General features: G+C 65.4%; 13 protein-coding genes. 5 read left to right on the top strand and 8 right to left on the bottom strand.

What is annotated here, in order from left to right; genetic code table 11:
- Nucleotides 1–28 precede the first annotated feature (28 nt).
- The 3 genes from L2Y97_RS09380 to L2Y97_RS09370 are packed head-to-tail and all read left to right on the top strand — an operon-like array spanning nucleotide 29 to nucleotide 2107.
- The gene (locus tag L2Y97_RS09380; RefSeq protein WP_247435878.1) at nucleotides 29–580 is read left to right on the top strand and encodes an RNA polymerase sigma factor; all 552 of its coding nucleotides are present in this window, start codon (nucleotides 29–31) and stop codon (nucleotides 578–580) included.
- 4 nt (nucleotides 581–584) lie between these two features.
- On the top strand, nucleotides 585–1511 hold the full coding sequence (locus tag L2Y97_RS09375; protein ID WP_247435876.1) for a hypothetical protein: 927 nt from the start codon (nucleotides 585–587) through the stop codon (nucleotides 1509–1511).
- The gene (locus L2Y97_RS09370) at nucleotides 1508–2107 is read left to right on the top strand and encodes an IMPACT family protein (RefSeq protein ID WP_247435873.1); all 600 of its coding nucleotides are present in this window, start codon (nucleotides 1508–1510) and stop codon (nucleotides 2105–2107) included. The genes L2Y97_RS09375 and L2Y97_RS09370 overlap by 4 nt, the downstream gene beginning before the upstream one ends.
- A gap of 53 nt (nucleotides 2108–2160) precedes the next feature.
- On the opposite strand, the gene L2Y97_RS09365 is transcribed toward L2Y97_RS09370, so the two are convergent.
- Genes L2Y97_RS09365 through L2Y97_RS09350 form a run of 4 tightly spaced genes read right to left on the bottom strand, consistent with a single transcriptional unit; the run spans nucleotide 2161 to nucleotide 7803 of the window.
- A complete protein-coding gene (locus L2Y97_RS09365) occupies nucleotides 2161–2949 on the bottom strand; it encodes an ABC transporter permease (RefSeq protein ID WP_247435870.1) in 789 nt (262 codons plus the stop codon).
- On the bottom strand, nucleotides 2946–3500 hold the full coding sequence (locus L2Y97_RS09360) for an ABC transporter ATP-binding protein (protein WP_247435868.1): 555 nt from the start codon (nucleotides 3498–3500) through the stop codon (nucleotides 2946–2948). Before L2Y97_RS09360 ends, L2Y97_RS09365 begins: the two co-directional genes overlap by 4 nt.
- 50 nt (nucleotides 3501–3550) lie before the next feature.
- Nucleotides 3551–6640 (bottom strand): efflux RND transporter permease subunit, encoded by a 3090-nt coding sequence (locus L2Y97_RS09355; protein WP_247435865.1) that lies wholly within the window; start codon nucleotides 6638–6640, stop codon nucleotides 3551–3553.
- Nucleotides 6637–7803, bottom strand: a complete 1167-nt coding sequence (locus L2Y97_RS09350) for an efflux RND transporter periplasmic adaptor subunit (protein WP_247435862.1) — start codon at nucleotides 7801–7803, stop codon at nucleotides 6637–6639. The genes L2Y97_RS09355 and L2Y97_RS09350 overlap by 4 nt, the downstream gene beginning before the upstream one ends.
- Before the next feature lie 167 nt (nucleotides 7804–7970).
- Here L2Y97_RS09350 and L2Y97_RS09345 point away from each other — a divergent pair, with 167 nt between their 5' ends.
- Nucleotides 7971–8639: a response regulator gene (locus L2Y97_RS09345; protein ID WP_247435860.1), complete on the top strand. Its 669-nt coding sequence runs from the start codon at nucleotides 7971–7973 to the stop codon at nucleotides 8637–8639.
- Nucleotides 8636–10024, top strand: coding sequence for a sensor histidine kinase (locus L2Y97_RS09340; protein WP_247435857.1), 1389 nt, complete (start codon nucleotides 8636–8638; stop codon nucleotides 10022–10024). The genes L2Y97_RS09345 and L2Y97_RS09340 overlap by 4 nt, the downstream gene beginning before the upstream one ends.
- Here L2Y97_RS09340 and L2Y97_RS09335 read toward each other — a convergent pair.
- Genes L2Y97_RS09335 through L2Y97_RS09320 form a run of 4 tightly spaced genes read right to left on the bottom strand, consistent with a single transcriptional unit; the run spans nucleotide 10005 to nucleotide 17024 of the window.
- Entirely contained in the window at nucleotides 10005–11582 is a 1578-nt protein-coding gene (locus L2Y97_RS09335; protein ID WP_247435854.1) for an ArnT family glycosyltransferase, read from the bottom strand. The genes L2Y97_RS09340 and L2Y97_RS09335 overlap by 20 nt on opposite strands.
- A gap of 29 nt (nucleotides 11583–11611) precedes the next feature.
- Nucleotides 11612–14650, bottom strand: a complete 3039-nt coding sequence (locus L2Y97_RS09330) for an efflux RND transporter permease subunit (protein ID WP_247435852.1) — start codon at nucleotides 14648–14650, stop codon at nucleotides 11612–11614.
- Nucleotides 14650–15693 carry an efflux RND transporter periplasmic adaptor subunit gene (locus tag L2Y97_RS09325; protein WP_247435849.1) on the bottom strand — a complete coding sequence of 348 codons (1044 nt, stop codon included), beginning with the start codon at nucleotides 15691–15693 and terminating at the stop codon, nucleotides 14650–14652. The genes L2Y97_RS09330 and L2Y97_RS09325 overlap by 1 nt, the downstream gene beginning before the upstream one ends.
- Entirely contained in the window at nucleotides 15693–17024 is a 1332-nt protein-coding gene (locus tag L2Y97_RS09320) for a TolC family protein (protein ID WP_247435846.1), read from the bottom strand. Before L2Y97_RS09320 ends, L2Y97_RS09325 begins: the two co-directional genes overlap by 1 nt.
- Between the last annotated feature and the right edge of the window lie 351 nt (nucleotides 17025–17375).

The raw sequence follows: 17375 nt of genomic DNA, 5'->3' as shown, positions 1-17375 counted from the left end.
ACGCCCGAATGCCGTAACCTCGTCGGCCATGGATGCTCCCCTGGCCGACGATGCCTCGCTGATGCTCGCCTGGGTGGGCGGGGACGCGGCCGCGTTCAAAGTGCTGTACGCGCGGCACAAGGGCCCGCTGTATCGTTTCTTGCTGAAGACCGCGAAGGACCGCACCCAGGCCGACGAGCTGTTCCAGGAAACGTGGGCGCGCGTCATCGCGGCGCGCGACCGCTACCGGCCCGAGGCAAAGTTCAGCACGTGGCTACTGCAGATCGCGCATAACCTGGCTATCGATGGTTTCCGCCGGCAAAAGCCCCTGGCAACGTCGGATGAAGCCGATGCCATCTTCGCGAACCAGGCCGCTCCCGAACGGGAACAACCCGAGCAGGCGCTCTCCGAATTCGAGCTGCGCCGGCGCATGCAGCAGGCGATTGAAAGCCTGCCCGAGGACCAGCGCGAGACCTTTGTGTTACGCATGGAGTACGAACTCTCCCTGGAGGACATCGCCGCCATCACCGGCGTAGGTCGCGAAACCGCAAAATCGCGGCTGCGCTACGCCATGGCACGCATCAAGCAGTGGTTTGCCTGACGACATGAACCCGAACACGCCACCCCCGAGCGACGACGAACTGCCCGACGAGCGCGAACTCGCCGCGCTGTACGCGCGCCTGCCCAAGGCCGACCCCGATGCGGCGCTGGATGCCGCGGTGCTCGCCGCGGCCGAGCGCGCGGTTCCGCCTCGCGCCGCTTCACCCGCGCGCCGCCGCTCGCGCTGGCCGGTGGCACTGGGCTCAGCCGCCGTGCTCGTACTCGCCGTAGGCGTGGGCTGGCAGCTGCGCAATGCCCCTATCCGCGACCCGCTGACCGAGCGAGCCGAAAAGCTCGCCGCACCGGCACCGGCCCCTGCTCCCGTCGCTGCCCCCGAAGCAGAAACCGTTGCCACACCTGCCGCACCACCCAAGCTCGCCCCACCCCCCGCAGGAGCGCGCCTTGCGCGCGATCAGGCCCGCGCAAGGGCTGCGGATGACACCACCACCTCACCACGCCCAGCCATCGTCGCCCAGGCCAAAGTCCTCCGCGCCCCCATGGCACCCCCCGAATCCGCACCGGCGCCGGCGCCCGCCGCTCCGCCTGCACCGCCCGCTCCGCCTGCACCGCCCGCTCCGCCCGCACCTCCAGCCGCCATGGATGTGGCGAATGCGCCCGCAGAAACCCGCAGCGACACGCGGCCGGCGGCGGCGCCCCCCGAACGCACCGTGTACGGATACACCGGCAATACCACCGAGCGCCGTGCAGACACGCCCGCCGCATCGGCGGCATTCGCACCGGCACCCGTGTCCCAAGGCATGCTGGTCGCCAAACCCATGGTCACCGGCCTCGACCCGGATGATCGCGTCGGTGAAATCCGCCGCCTGCTCGACCAGGGCAACCGCGCCGAAGCGTTGCGCAAACTGGCCGAACTGCGCCGCCTGTATCCTGCCTACGACCTGCCGCAAGACCTCCGCGACCTGAAACCTTGAATACCCCGCTTCACACGCTCGCCGCACCGTTCCGGCACGAGGAAGAAATCAAGAAGAGCCGCTTCCTCGCGCAAGCCTCGCCCATCGCGTCGCCCGCCGACGCCCTCGCGTTCTTCCAGGCCGTGGGCGATCCCGCCGCCACGCATAACTGCTGGGCGTACCGCATGGGCGACGCGTATCGCTTCAACGACGATGGTGAACCCGGCGGCACCGCGGGGCGGCCGATTCTTGCAGCGATCGATGGGCAAGGCTGCGATCGCGTGGCCGTTGTCGTGACGCGTTGGTATGGCGGCATCAAGCTCGGTGCAGGCGGACTGGTACGTGCCTATGGCGGCAGCGCAGCGGAGTGCCTGCGGCTTGCGCCACGCGTGCCCATTATCGAAACCGGCCGCATCGCGCTGCGCGCGGAGTTCGCCGACCTCGCGCTCGTCAGCGCCCGCATCCGCGAACTCGAGGGAACCATCGAACACGAGACTTTCGTCACCGACGGAGCTGACCTCATCGTGGTGGCACCTACCGACAAGCTCGATGCGATCATCGCGCGCATCGTAGACACCACCCGCGGCCGTATCACGCCCCGCCGCATGGACCTGTAGGAGCGCGCTCGCGCGCGATCGGGCGCGCCGTAGCGTGAATCGCGCGCAGGTGTTTATCGCAGGCGATCGAGCCGCAAACGTTCACGACCATCGGTTAGCTGCCGCAGGACAAGCCTCACTGACACCACGGCGCCCAGCCCGCTCCCACCGGCAAGCAACAACATCAGCACGATCTGGTAGGTCGCTGCCTGCAACGGATCCATGCCTGCCAACACCTGCCCCGTCATGATGCCGGGCATGGTGATGATGCCGGCGGCACTCATCTGGTTCACCAGCGGCACCATCGCACGCCGGATCGCGCGGCGCTGCAGGGCGCCCGTGGCATCGCTGTAGGTGTGACCCAGCATCAGGCGCGCCTCGATCGCCGGGGCCTCGACCGTCACGCCCTCGAGCACGTCAGCCATGCCCAGGCTTACCGCATTGAGCACGTTGCCCAGCAAGATTCCCGCCACCGGCACCACGAATCGTGGCGACCAGCCATCGTCGCCCGGCAGCAACGAGATGAGCGCAAACACGCAGGTCAACAGTGCCGGTGCTGCGACGCCCACGAGGCTCGTGAGGTAGTGGCCACGAAACAGGCGCTGCTGTGGTCGCGCGCCGGCCTCACGGGCGGCCGCCAGGGTCATCAGCAAGACTAGGGCCAATGTCAGCCAGATCGCATCGATGGCGAACACAGTGCGCAGGATGAAACCCAGCGCGACCAGCTGCAACACCATGCGAATCGCAGCGATCGCAAGTGAGCGATGAATGCCCAGCCGCAGGGCGATCGACAGCACGCCATCGAAAACGAGCATGCTGCTGGCGACGGCCACGTCGACCGCGCTGAACGTCACGGCTGTCATGCAGGATGCAGGCTCCCACCCTTGAGCTGATACACACGGCTGGCCATGCGCCATGCCTGGCCGAGGTCGTGAGTGACAAACAGCATGCCGGCACCGCCTTTGGCCAGGCCCGCCAAGTAGGTCTCTACCGCCAGCGCAGCGTCAGGATCGAGGCCACTGGTCGGTTCATCGAGGAGCAGCATCTCGGGCCGCTCCACGATGGCACGGATAAGCGCCAGTCGCTGCTTCTCACCCGTGGACAGGCGGCCCACCGGGCGATCCATGATGTCAGCGGGCAGCCTGAGTTCCCGGCAAAGTGCAGCCGATTCCGCCCGCGTGCCGTCGGTGAAGTGCTCGGCCGCGGTCGGAGCCCACCAGGCGGAAACGGCGGGCACGAACATCACCCGCCGACGCCATTTCGACGGCCCCATGCTGTTGCGATCCACGCCACCGAGTGCGACTCGCCCCTCACCGGGATCCAGGTCGGCGAGGAGTCGCAGCAGAAGCGTTTTCCCCGCACCGGATGTGCCCATGACGGCCACGCACTCACCGGGGCCGAGCTCGAACGACACCGGGCCAATCCGGTGGCTTCGCAATGCATTCACACTCAGGCCTTGCTCGCTCATGCGTCTGAGGATAGCGAAGCCAGCGGCAGGACGCCCGGCTCGCGCTTCGCGAAGCGGTCAAAGGCAAGGTATACCGCTGGCGTCGTATACAGCGTAAGCAGTTGCGACACGATCAGGCCACCGCAAATCGCTATGCCTAACGGCACCCGTAGTTCCGCGCCTGCACCGTGGCCGATCGCAAGAGGCACGGCGCCGAGCAGCGCCGCCATCGTGGTCATGAGGATGGGGCGAAAGCGTAGCGCGCATGCCTCGCGGATCGCTTCCAGCGGTGTCGCACCGTGCCGCTCCCGCTCAATGGCGAAGTCCACCATCATGATCGCGTTCTTCTTCACGATACCGATGAGAAGGAGGATGCCAACAAGGCCCATGACCGAGAGATCCTGTCCGAAGAGCTCCAGCGCAAGCAAGGCGCCAAGCCCGGCCGAAGGCAGCGTCGAAACGATCGTCAGGGGATGGACGGCGCTCTCATAAAGCACGCCGAGGACGATGTAGATCACGACCACCGCGGCGAGGATGAGCCATGGCTGGCTCGCCAACGAATCCTGGAACGCCTGGGCCGTCCCGGCGAACGCACCTGTTACCGACACCGGCATGCCAATGCGCTGGGTCGCCGCGTGGATCGCCGTCACCGCATCACTGAGCGATGCCCCCTTGGCCAGGTTGAACGATAGCGTGATGGCGGGGAATAGCCCCTGGTGGTTCACGGTGATCGGCGCCACGCCATCCACGACGCTGGCCACGACATTGAGCGGAACCAACCCACCACCCGTTGACCGCACATACAGATGCGATAGCGATGCCGTATCCAGCTGAAACCCGGGGGATACCTCCAGCACCACGTGGTATTGGTTGTTCTGGGTGAACAGCGTTGCCACCTGGCGCTGGCCGAACGCGTCGTAGAGCACATCGTCGATAGCCTGCACGCTCACGCCAAGCCGTGACGCCGTATCGCGATGGATGTCTACCGTCGCGGTCTTCGACGCCGGTTGCTGGTCCGAATCCAGGTCGCGCAGCAACGGCATGCGCCTGAACTCGGCCATGAGGCCCGTCGCCGCTTTATTCAGCGCGGCGACATCCGTGGATTGCAGGGTGTACTGGTACTGCGCCGCGCTCGAACGGCCGCCAATCTGGATATCCTGCCGCACCTGCATTTTCAGCTTTATGCCTTGCACGCCGGCTGTAGCCACCTTGATCTGGTCGAGCACCTCGCTGGCCGATGCATGCCGGGCCGGCAAGGGTTTCAGGTTGATCATGACCCGCCCCTGGCTCAGCGTAGGGTTGGGGCCTATCCAGAAGTACACGTTGTCGACGTTCGGGTTGCGCATGACGATCGCACCCAGTTCCTGGATACGGCTGGACATGGCGCCATACGAAATGCTCGACGACGCCTGGGCCGAGCCAACGATGAGACCGGCATCAACCTGGGGAAAAAAGCCCTTCGGAATCTGCACAAACAGGACACCGGTCAACGCAATCGTTCCTGCCAGCGAGAGGAGGACCGCCCGTCGATGGCCAAGGGCACAGTCCAGCGTACGCACGTAGAACGCGTTCATACGCTGGAGCAAGCCCTCAAGCACCAGGTAGACCCGCCCATGCGCCCGTTCATGGTCAGGCCGCACCAGCCACGCGCAGAGCATGGGGGTTACCGTGAGGGACATCACGCCTGAAATAAGCACGGTTGCGCTGATCGTCACGGCGAACTCCCGGAACAGCCGGCCTACGATGCCACTCATGAAGAGGATGGGGATAAAAACGGCGATGAGCGATAGCGTCATCGAGACGATGGTGAACGCCACTTCGCGAGTCCCCTCCACGGCCGCGTGCAACGGCCCCTTCCCCGCCTCCATGTGCCGCACCACGTTCTCAATCACCACGATGGCGTCATCGACCACGAAGCCGACGGCGATGGTCAAACCCATAAGCGAGAGGTTATCCAGGCTGTAGCCGAGCACGTACATCACCGCGAACGCGGTCACGAGCGAGAGCGGGATCGTCACCGCAGGAATGACCGTTGCCCAGACGTTACGCAGGAATGCTGCGATCACCGCGACGACCAGTACGATCGTCGCCAGCAGCGTGTACTGGACATCCGCCACCGACGCGCTGATGGTCTGGGTGCGGTCGCCCACGACGCGCACGTGCACAGACGGCGGCAATGCCGCCGCCAGCTGCGGCAGGCGTGCGTTGATCGCGGCGATGGTCTCCACCACGTTGTAGCCGGGCTGCTTGTGGATATCCATGATGATGGCCCGCTCGCCCTGCAGCCACGCCGCGCTGCGCACGTCCTCCGCGGCTTCGACCACGGTACCGAGATCGCTCACGCGGATGGGCGCACCGTTGCGCCATGCCACCACCATGTCCCGGTAGGCGGCGGGGTCGAGGATCTGGTCGGTCGATTTCAGCGTGATGCTCTGGTGCGGTCCATCGAGCGAGCCCTTGGGCGCATCCACCGTCTGCGCCGCGACAACAGTACGGATATCATCCAGGCTCAGGCCGAGCGCCGACACCTTGTCAGGATCCATGCGAAGGCGGATGGCCGGCCGCTGCTCGCCGTGATAGTCCACGAGGCCCACGCCCTTCATCTGCGAGACCTGCGTGGCAAGCCGCTCTTCCATCAACTTGTCCAGCTCGGTGAGCGTCAGCGTGGGTGATGTAAGGGCGATGGACATGATGGTGAAATCAGCCGGATTCACCTTGTGGTAAGTCGGCGGATTAGGCAGGTTCTTCGGCAGCAGGCCACCCGCAGCGTTGATCGCGGTCTGCACATCCTGGGCGGCCCCATCGATATTCCGGCTCAGGTCGAACTGGAGCACGATCTGCGTCTGCCCTAGCGAACTGGATGAGGTCATCTCCGTGACGCCCGGTACATCGGATAGCGACCGCTCCAGCGGCGTGGCTACCGACGATGCCATGGTCTCGGCACTGGCTCCCGGTAATTGAGCGCTAATCTGGATGGTCGGGAAATCCACCTGCGGTAACGGCGCCACGGGAAGCAGTCGGTACGTCACCGCACCCACCAGCAGGCACCCGGCGGCAAGCAGCAGCGTGCCGATCCGCCGGCGAATGAATACGGTGGCCACATTCATGCGCTTGCCCCGGGCTGTGCACGGGAAGCCTCCACCACGCGTACGCCGGGCTGGATGTCGCCCTGCCCTTCAACGATCACCCGCTCGCCCTCGGCTACGCCGCGTGTGATCACCGTATAGCCTTCCGCATCGAGGCCGGTGGTGATCCGGCGCTGGCGAGCCACGTGGCTCGCATCCACCACGTAGACAAAATCGCCAGCCTGGTCGCGCTGCACGGCCTGCGATGGCACTGTGATCACCTGTGCCTGGGTATCCAGCAACAGGCGCGCCGCGACGAACGCGCCGGGCCACAGCGCATGGTCATGATTTTCAAACTGGGCCTTGAGCAACACCTGGCCGGTCGACGCGGCTACCTGGCTGTCGACAAACGTAAGCGTGCCGCGCCCGAGGACCGCCGATCCATCGCGTGCCGTCGCCTCGACATGAACCGGCCGGAGGCGTTCGGCCGCGACCACATCCGCCAGCAGATCCTGGGAGACCGGGAACACTACCGTGATCGGCTCGATCTGGGTGACTGTCACGATGCCTGTCGTATCCGCGGCATGTACCTGCGCGCCCTGGTCCATCAGGCGCTGCCCAACGCGCCCGGCCATGGGCGCGGTGATACGGGTAAAGGCGACGTTTAGACGCGCTGCATCGGCCGCACCGCGGTCCGCGGCCACCGTCGCAAGGAGCGATTCGGCCTGGGCCTTCTGTGAGTCCAGTTGCTGGCGTGGGACGACTTGCAGTGTCGAAAGCTTCTGGTAGCGGGACAGGTCGAGTTCGGCGTTCCGGCGTTGCGCTTCATCGCGCTTCGCAGCGGCCTCGGCCTGCACCAGCGCCGCCTGGTAAGGCCGTGGATCGATCTCGGCCAGGAGGTCGCCCGCATTGACCATCTGCCCCTCCTGGAAGGCGATGCGATCAAGCTGGCCGTCCACGCGCGCCTTCACCATCACTTCGTTCAGCGGGGTGACCGTCCCGACGCCCGCGATCCATCGCGGCATATCGCGCCGGGCCGCAGCCACCGTGGTAACCGTCGAGGGGGGTGCCACGGCCGTCGTGGCGGGCCGGCCTGAGAGCCCGGCAAGGGCGAAGCCGCCGGCGCCAATCAGTACGGGAATCGTCATCCATAGGGCGCGGTGGCGCCATGGCGAACGGGATGGGGGCGATGCAGCCTGGGGCATGGGTAACTTCCAGCAAATCCTGATCGCCAAGGGTGCGGATCAAGCCTTAGCAAAGCCTTGCTCCAGCGATGAAACCTCCTTCATGCAACCGGCGCCTACGCGCAAAGCAGCCCGTAAGGCACGCCGGAAATAATGGAGCCGCCACTGAACTGCCCGGAGCCACCTTCGTGGAAATCCTCGTTGTCGAGGACGATGTCCTCCTTGGAAAGGCCATCGTGCGCGCCCTGGAACAGCTGGGGCACGGCGTCACGTGGGAGCGCGACGGTGCCAGGGCCCTGGCGCGGTTGCGAACGCGCAAGGATGACGTGGCACTCATCGATCTGGGGCTGCCTGATATAGACGGCATTGACGTCATACGCGCAGCCCGGTCGGAGCAGCTGACGGTACCGGTCATCATCATGACCGCGCGTGACGATATCCGCTCGAAGGTCACCGGACTGGATGCGGGAGCTGACGATTACCTGAGCAAACCGTTCCATCTCGACGAACTGGGCGCCCGGATCCGCTCAGTGGCCCGCCGGACTCGCGAAGCCGTGGACCATGTCATCGAAGTGGGCACGATCCGCATGAACCTCGACAGTTTCGAAGTGCTCGTCGCGGGTAAGCGTGTGGACTTCACACCCAGGGAATTCACCCTGCTGCATACCCTGGCCGCGCGCGCAGGGCGCATCGTACACCGCGATATTCTGGATAGCCTGGTGTACGGGCGCGACTCCGAAGTAAGCCCCAACGCGTTGGAAGTGCTTATCCACGCCGTGCGCCGCAAGGTCGGGCCGGACAACATCCGGACCATTCGCGGCATGGGATACCTGTTACCCTCGCCCGCCGACCGATGAAATCCATTGTCGGGCGCCTCCAGCTATCGATTTTCATCACCATCCTTGGCGTACTGGGGCTGATCGGCGTCGTCGCGGCGCGCCTCACCCTGCAGAAGGTGGATGAATACTGCGACGCACGCCTGATCCACGCCGCCGTGACGATGGATCAGTTGATGGTGCTGGCGCCTGCGGGCGACCAACTGGCACGCAGGCCCATCACGAACGTTCCCGTGCTGCCGCCCATGGGCGCCACGCGCACGTACGAACTGGAGGTGGGCTACCGCGTCCTCAGCCGGTCCGGCCAGGATGTGCTGGCGACCGAGAACTTCAGGCATCTCACCGGCACCGCGATACCGGCTGCCGGCTTCAGCGACGTGCATCTTGACGGCCGCAAGTGGCGACTCTATCGGTTTGACGATGTGAACAAGGACCGGATCGTCATTGTCGGCGAACGCCACGATAGCCGGCGCGACATCCTGCGCGCCGTGTGGCTTGAGCACACATTGCCCCTACTGCTCGGCCTGCCGTTGCTCGGCTGGCTCGCCACGTGGTCGGTGGAACGCGTGCTCGCGCCGCTATCGCGCCTGGCCAGTCACCTCTCCAGCCGCCCTGCGGGCACACGCGATCCGATCGTGATGGCAGGCCACGGCCCCGAACTTGCGCCGCTCATCCACGGGGTGAACGCGTATTTGCTGCGCGTCGACGACGCCCTCGACCGGGAAACACGGCTAAGTGCCGATGTCGCGCACGAGCTACGCACGCCCATCGCCTCGGCGGTGATCAACGTCGAGGGCGCATTAAGCCATGCGCCCGCCAGCGAGCTGGCGGCCGCGCTCCCCGATGCCATCGCCGGCCTGCAGGTATTACGCGAGCGCTCCGAGGAACTGCTTACCCTTGCACGGCTGGATGAGGCGCGATTCGCGCCGGCCGCCAAGGTCGACCTTGTACAGCTGATCAAGGGAGCCATCACCGAAGCCCGCGCGGAAGCTGCCATGCGTGGCATCACGCTGGGCCAGCGCACAACGCCCGGCTATTGGTGGGTGACCGGTGATGATGCTGCGCTGCATGCCATGCTGCGAAACCTTGTCGCCAACGCCCTGCGCCACGCACCGCAGGGCGGCACCGTGACCGTATCCCTCGACGATTCAGCAGGTGCTCCCACGCTTGCGGTGACCGATGACGGACCCGGCATACCTGCCGAACGTAGGGAGGCGGTGTTTCAGCGTTTTCAGCGGGACACCGGGTTGGGCGACGGCTTCGGCCTGGGGCTCTCGATCGTCCATCGCGTTGTCCACCTGCATGGGGCCACGGTCGCGCTAGGCGAAGGCGCGCACGGAAAAGGCCTGCGCGTCGCCGTGCGGTTTCCGGTGCACCCCGCTCCCGTTACGGATGCACCTCGTTGAGGTGCGGTGCCGGCACCAAGCCTTCCCAACCATCGGCAAGCAGGATGGGCGACTCGACAAAGGCGGGTGGCGCGCCCTGGCTCGCATGCACCAATGCACGGCCTTCGGGGTTTGCATGAACCCACGCCGCGTTCTCCGTGATGCGGGGTAACGGGCGCGGCAACCGCGCCAGGTACGTCACCATGCCGGGCTCGTCGCCCACCGCTGCGACTGCCACGCCCCGCCGCTGCAGCTCCTTCACCGTATCGGCAAGTTCGCTGGGATCCATGTGTGCTTTCACGTGCACGCCCACAAGAAGCACCAACGCCACGACGGCCATCAACCCGGCAAAGGCCGCCGTTCGCAACTGGCCCCCTTCGGCCCGGGAGGCGAAGCCGCGCGTGGCAAGGGCGCCAAGGCCGAGCAACGCCGATGTGGCCAGCGCAGCGATGTACCAGGTCGCGTTGCCGGGCATGCCAACGGCTGCATTGGCCACTGGCCACGCCCAGGCCAGTGCGACAGCGGCGAGCAACAGCCGCACACGCCCGAACGAGAATGGCGTGACGCCATGCTCGACCATGGCAGCACCCAGAAGCGCGGCGCCCGGGAGCAGCGGCAACAGGTAATGGATCTGTTTTCCGCTGATAAATGAGAACGCGATAAACGCCGGCACGGTAGCCGCCACTCCCAGGCGCCCTTCTCCGCTACCGATGGCGCACGCGAGGTTCGTGCGCACACCACGCCACTTCAGCAGGAAACTCCACGGCAGAAGGAACGGTAGAATCCATGGCAGGTACCAGGCGACAGGACGCTTGTGCGCAAAGCTGTGCGCCACGCGCCCCACGGATTGGTGTGAGAGCGTATGCAGCATGGGTACATCCGGAAAGCGCGCCGCGTTCGTGATGGCCCACAGTGCCAATGGAACACCGGCCAGGGCCAGGCAGCCGGTGATACCGGCGGTGAACCGCCACGGTCGTTCGATCGGCCTGCCATGCCACCAGCGCAACAATACCATCGGACCGAGCAAATGCAACAGGTAGACCGGCCCCTTCGCCAACAGACCGAAGATCGCGGCGACAAGGAAAAGAAGGACGCCGTGAACACGCCTTCCCTTGACCCACCAGACCAGCCCGAGCATGCCAAGGGCGACGAAGCACACCAGGGGAAGATCAAACATCGCGACCGGCGCGAAGGCCCCGAACAGAACAAAAGGCAGCAGTATCCAACCGGCGCTGGCAGGATCGTTAAGCCCAAACTGCCGGGCCATGGCGGTAACGGTCGCCACCGATGCCGCCGCGAACGCGATGGATACAGCACGCGCGGCCAGCGTCGACACGCCTAGCAATGTCCAGGCGACATTGATCAGCCAAAAGAGCAACGGCGATTTATCCATGTACGGATGACCGTTCAATGTCAGTCCGATGGCATTGCCCGACCGCCGCATTTCCCACGCGATCGACAAATACCGTGTCTCATCGATCGGCACCGCTGGCAGCAATGCCGCGGGAATCACCCAGAACATCGTGGCCAACCACGGACGGTCACGAAGCCAGAACAAGACGTGGCGAGCGGTTTTCATGCGCGCAGCCTAGCCACACGCGCTTATGCTCAACTTAGCGTTTTTACCCGCCCCATGGCGACGTGCAGTGCCACCGGCAGTGCGACAAGCACCATCGGAAACTGCAGCAACAGTCCTGCAACAATCGCCACCGCGAGCGGCTGTTGCATATCCGCCCCCTGACCTAGCGCAAGCACCAAAGGCAACAACGTGAGGATCGCAGCCAACGTCGTCATCGTGATGGGGCGAAGGCGATTGCGCACGGCGCGACGCATCGCCAAACGCCAGCCAAGACGCGAACCGATGGCCATGTATTCGGATACCAGGAAGATCGACATCTCGGTACCAATACCAAGCACCATCGTGAGGCCCATCATCGCAGTGACGTTAAGATCCACGCCCGCGATCCACAGCCCGGCGAATACCGCAGACGCCGAAACAAGCGAAGCGGCAATGACGAGCAACGCGATGCGAGCACGCCGGTAAAGAAACATGAGCAGCAGGAATTCCGCGCCCATAGCGGCCGCGAATACTTTCTTCAGTCCCGTGAACGCCATCTGCTGTTGCTGGTAGAGGCCACCGAGTTCATATCGCACGCCAGGCGGAAGCACCCCCGGCCGGGCCAGTTCAGCCCGCACCCTGGCCACGGCCGACTTAATGCCCCCATGCTCGATGCGTGCCGTCACAGGCACCATGGCTTGCAGGTCTTCACGGGTGATTTGTGGCTGGCCTGCGACCGGCACCACCGCAGCGACGCGCGATAGCGGGAACATATGTCCATCGGCAGAGCGTATGGGAAACGCGAGCAGGTTGGTTATCCGCCACGCCGACGAGCCGGCACCCACCACGCGTACGCCGATCGATTTGGTGGCGCTGGGCAGTTCTGTCGCAATGACGCCGACGAGGCCATCGGAAATCGCCTGGGACACGGCCTGAACGGTCACACCCTCAGCGGCCGCGGCGGTTGGATCAACACGCACCTCCAGGGCATCACCCGCGAGCTGTGCGCCACTCTTCACATCCACCAGGCCCGGCACATGGGCCATGGCATGGGCAATGCGATCGGCCAGTGGGAGCAACGTCGAGACGTCGTCCCCATACAGCTTGACCTCGATGGGCTGCGGGACGGCCGTCAGATCACCGATAAGGTCCTCCATGAGCTGCGCCACCTCCACCTGCACGCCCGGGACGTTATGCAGAATGCGGTCGCGTACGTCGTTCATCACGTCGAGTGTCGCGGCATCGTGGCCAGCTTTCAGCTTGACGAAGAAATCGCCGTGGTACGACTGGCCCAGATCCCCACCCAGGCCGGTGCCGAGGCGGCGTGAGAAGGTATCGATATCCTTGTTCATCCGCAGCAGGGATTCGATCTGCGCGACTTCGCGTTCCGTCTCGATGATGGAGGTACCCGGTGCCGTGTAGTAATCGAGCACGAAGCCACCCTCATCGGCCTCGGGCATGAAACCGGTTGGCACATGCATGTACGAAACGATGCCTACCGCAAACGTACCGGCGACAAGCGCGACCACGAACCATGGGCGGCGGAACGCTACCCGCATCACGTGGCCGTGGGCGCGTGCAAAGGCGCGCTCCCATCGCGCTGGCACGTGTACCCAGCTTCGTGGACGCGAAAAGCGCGCTGCCAGCGGCGGCACCACGAACGCCGTGACGATCCAGGATACGATCAGGGCCGCGCCCATCGTGATCGATAGCGCTCGCGAGAACGCACCCGTCACCCCATCGAGGAACGCCAGCGGCACGAACACGATCAACGTAGCCAGGCTTGATCCTGAAAGCGGCACGATAAACTCCCCGGCCGCATCGTAGATGACGACGTCGTAGCGGCGCCCACCGGCCGCCGCCACCCGGCGTGCCATGTGCTCAACCATGACCATGACATCATCGATGACCAGCCCCACCGCGGCCGCCATGCCGCCCAGGGTCATGATGTTGAAGCTGAGCCCGGTGACGCTCAGGCAAAGAATGGTTCCCGCCAGGATGGCCGGCACGGCGATAAAGACGATCGCGACGAGGCGCATGCTGCGGAGGAAGGCGAAAAGCACCAGCGCCGCCAGGACCAGGCCAATCGCGATCGCTTCCCACACGCTACCGGCCGACGCCGTCACCAGCTCACTCTGGTCGTACCACTTTTTCAACGTGATGCCGGGTGGCAACGGCAGACTCTTCAATTTCGACCGAACCGCTGCCGCCATCTGCACGGCATTGCCATCGGGCTGCTCGAATACGTTCAGGAGGACGGCTGGCCGGCCGTCCTCGGCGACGCGGGTCCAGTCGGGTGCCACACCGCTCCTCACCGTCGCCACATCGCCCACGGTGGTCCGCCCCCCACCGGCATTGGCCAGGGGAATGGACGCCACGGCCCGCGCGTCGCTTACCGGATCGTTTGCCACGACGAGAAACAGTTTGTGATGATCCTGGATACGACCGACCGCACTCACCTGGTTTGCTGCGGCGATGGCGGTGACGACATCGGTGGCGGTGAGGCCGCGCGAAGCGAGCGCGTGCGGATCCACGTCGACTTCGATCTCGGCGGCCTGGCCACCCTGCACATCGACGCGCGCCAACCCAGGGACGGAAGCCAGCATGGGGGCCATGCGATATTGCGCGAAGTCACGCAGGGCCACGGGCGAGATACCCTCACCGCGCAGGGCGTACGAAATAATCGGGAAGACCGTGGGGTCCATGCGGCGAACGTCATAGCGCGCACCCACGGGCAGGTCGGGCATGGTCCTCGCGATGGCGGCGTCGACAAGCAGGGTCGATGCGATCATGTCGCGGCCCCAACCGAAATCCACCGAGATCTGCGCCTCGCCGCGAGATGTCTCCGAGCGCACGCTGTTAACGCCGGGGATGGACCGTATGGCGTCCTCAACGGGCCGGGTCACGAGCAGCGATGTGGTTTCGGCCGGGCGGTCGCCAGCCGAAAGGTCCACGACGATCCGCGGGAACGATACTTGCGGGAACAGCCCAACCGGAAGATTGAGCGCGGCGACCGCACCCATCATCGCCAGCATGACGGTGAGCAGGATGAGTGTCGCGGCATGCCGCGCCAGGAACGCAGCCGGCATTAGCGGCCACCGCCGCTGGTGACCACGGTCATGCCTTCAGCCAGTTGGGGACCGCCGGCGGTCACGAGCGGCACCGATGGATCGATGTCGCCGCTGAGCAATACACGGTCGCCGCGCTCAAGGACGACACGCACGTCGACGCGATGTGCCTTCCCGTCACGGACCTGGTAAACGCACCGGCCCCTGCTATCGTCGACGACCGCATCCGCAGGGGCCGTCCATCCCGCAGCCTCCCCCACCGTGATCTCGGCCCGCCACGTACTTCCAGGCATCGGCGATGCATCCGGGCGGATACGTACCGGCACCAGGCGCGTTTGTGCGTCGATGGCACCAGCGATGCCAAGTACGTGTCCCGACATCCGACGGGTGCCGCCCACGAGTTCCAGATCCACCGGCATGCCGGCGCGCACCATCCCCGCTGCGCCGGGCTCGACTCCTGCGGCCACCGTAAGGCTTGCCGTAGGGGAAATGGCAAGCAGAGGCGTGTTAGCGGCGACCACTTGGCCCGGCGAGACAGCTACCGTCGCCACGGTTCCGTCCACGGGCGCACGCAACGCGACTGAAGAATCTGCCGAGCCGGCCTGGGCGAACACCGCAAATGCCGCCTGCGCATCCGCCAGTGCCTTCGATGCCTGCACCACCTGTTCGTCAGTGGCCAGTGCATCGTTGCGCAGGCGGCGCACATGCGCGAGCGATGCCGCCGCGCTCTGCACGCCGGTCCTTGCCATGTCCATCGTAGCCCTGGCGTCGGGCGCAAGGTCGAACGAGGCGAGTACCTGGCCTCTGTGCACCGCCTCGCCTTGCGCCACCTTCAACGTCGCCAGCGAACCATCAAACGGCAGGGTGATCATGTGCTGATAGGGAGCGCCCTGGCTCACCTCACCCCACGCAACGACCGTGCGGGGCATGACACCCTTCTGTGGCGGAGCGACGAGCACGGCAGCCGACGCCACTTCGTGCGCCGCATCGTCGTCCGGTGTGGCCTGGCAACCGGCGAGTACGCCAAGGCATAGGGCGAACGACGCCATACGGGTCCTACGCATCAGTGACGCTCCTTTTCCGTATCGATGACCGGCATGCCCATGCCGAGCAGGGCCTCAAGCCCAATCCGTTGATCGCGCATGACTCGTTCGCTTTGCAGTGCCGCGACTTGCCTGGCCAGTGATGCCACGGCCAGCCCGCTGTACGTCGCACGGTCGAGGTCGCCCCTTGCCAGCGCACCCGCAGCGGCCGCTGCCTGGTCGGGTTCGGTCGCCTCTGGCTGCGACAGGCGACGCCACTGCAGCACGGCCAGCCGGTTCGCCACGACGAGTGCCCTGGCTTCGTCCCTCGCATCAGCGATGCGCTGGCTGTATTCCGCGTGCAAGCGCTCGCGAGTCAGCCCCTCGGCATCGGCGTTCGCGGTGCCGCGGTCAAAGATCGGCAGATCCACAGTAAACGCCGGGCCGCCATTGATGACACGGCTGTTGTCGCGTGAGGCGTCGTAGCCAAGCGACAGCGCGGGGAACTGCGAGAGCACGGCCGTGCGGAAGCGCGCATCCTGTGCCTCGTAACCCATGGCGAGGGCTACAAGATCAGGCCGGTGCCTGGGCAGGTCGTGGATCGCCGCGTCAGCCGCGGCGTCATCCAGGGCGGGCATCGGCGGTAAGGGAGCGAGCGCGAGCGGCGCATCGAATCGCAACCCCATGAGCGCACGCAGCTCGCGCCGTTGCCCGGCCAGCGTGCGCTCGGTCTCTGCCGCGGCAACATCCGCTTCGCTGGCCGCTTGTGCCACGGGGGCCGTCACGGTGCGTTCCATGTCGCCCGCCCGTTCGGCGCGGCTGGCGGCGGCGCATTGCTCGTGGAGGGTTTGCGCGATCTGCGCCTGCAGGGCAAACAACTGCTCATCGAGCAGGATATCCGTCGTGAGCTGCCGTCCCCTGGCAACCGCTTGCCAGGCCTCCCAGGCAAGGCTCGCATCCACCTCCGCTGTCGTTGCGTGTGCCTCGGCACGGCGCGCACGCAGTGTGATCAAGCCGTTCACCGGTTCGGCGAGGGCCGCCGTCCACGCCGTTGCATCGCCCGCGCCGGAGAGCAGGTAGCCCAGGCTGCCGGAAAACGACGGGTTGGGTGGAAGCGCGCCGGCCTCCGCCCGAGCGCGTGCCTCCGCGCGCCGCAAGCCGGCCAGCTTCAGCGACGGGTTGTTCAGCAGGATCAGGCGCGTGACGTCACCCTGGGTGAGGGCCGCCGGGACGGCAGCGGCACCCTGCAGCGCGCTGATGGTATCGGCGTACTGGGGTTCGTGCTCAAGCGGTAGCGGCGCATAGTGCGCGCACGCGGCCATGCCAGCGGCAATAAGGCCACATAGCAGTGGCCTGGCCAGGGATGCAGACATGCGAGACCGTCGTCCGTAGAAAACTGCCGGTCAAGCTATCCAAGCTGGCTTAGGAAAATCTGTGCGACGCCAGGCATGCGGCGCCACGCGTGGATGATCCATGGCGGCTACCCGTGACGTCGCCATGGCCATGGCCAGGGTTCGACAAGCGCGCGCATTACATGCGCTCTTATTAGTAAGGACTTTATAAGCTTCCTTAGTAAGGGCCATTATCTCGTCGATTTTCTCAACTCATTCTCTTTTCATTGATTCAAACCCGTAGTCGTTGGGCCCCAACGGCTTCCATCGAGACCATTTGTTATTGCGAATCATTATCACATGCGTTAATGTTTCACGCCGTAATTACTTCAC

The sequence above is a fragment of the Luteibacter aegosomatissinici genome (assembly GCF_023078495.1).
In the GTDB taxonomy this organism is placed as follows: domain Bacteria; phylum Pseudomonadota; class Gammaproteobacteria; order Xanthomonadales; family Rhodanobacteraceae; genus Luteibacter; species Luteibacter aegosomatissinici.
Note: the sequence above shows the minus strand (reverse complement) of the source record. Positions and strands in the feature narration are given on the sequence as shown.

Coding starts and splice junctions, on each gene's coding strand:
- L2Y97_RS09380 (WP_247435878.1), top strand. CDS start 29: ATGGATGCTCCCCTGGCCGACGATGCCTCGCTGATGCTCGCCTGGGTG.
- L2Y97_RS09375 (WP_247435876.1), top strand. CDS start 585: ATGAACCCGAACACGCCACCCCCGAGCGACGACGAACTGCCCGACGAG.
- L2Y97_RS09365 (WP_247435870.1), bottom strand. CDS start 2,949: ATGACAGCCGTGACGTTCAGCGCGGTCGACGTGGCCGTCGCCAGCAGC.
- L2Y97_RS09355 (WP_247435865.1), bottom strand. CDS start 6,640: ATGAATGTGGCCACCGTATTCATTCGCCGGCGGATCGGCACGCTGCTG.
- L2Y97_RS09350 (WP_247435862.1), bottom strand. CDS start 7,803: ATGCCCCAGGCTGCATCGCCCCCATCCCGTTCGCCATGGCGCCACCGC.
- L2Y97_RS09340 (WP_247435857.1), top strand. CDS start 8,636: ATGAAATCCATTGTCGGGCGCCTCCAGCTATCGATTTTCATCACCATC.
- L2Y97_RS09335 (WP_247435854.1), bottom strand. CDS start 11,582: ATGAAAACCGCTCGCCACGTCTTGTTCTGGCTTCGTGACCGTCCGTGG.
- L2Y97_RS09330 (WP_247435852.1), bottom strand. CDS start 14,650: ATGCCGGCTGCGTTCCTGGCGCGGCATGCCGCGACACTCATCCTGCTC.
- L2Y97_RS09325 (WP_247435849.1), bottom strand. CDS start 15,693: ATGCGTAGGACCCGTATGGCGTCGTTCGCCCTATGCCTTGGCGTACTC.
- L2Y97_RS09320 (WP_247435846.1), bottom strand. CDS start 17,024: ATGTCTGCATCCCTGGCCAGGCCACTGCTATGTGGCCTTATTGCCGCT.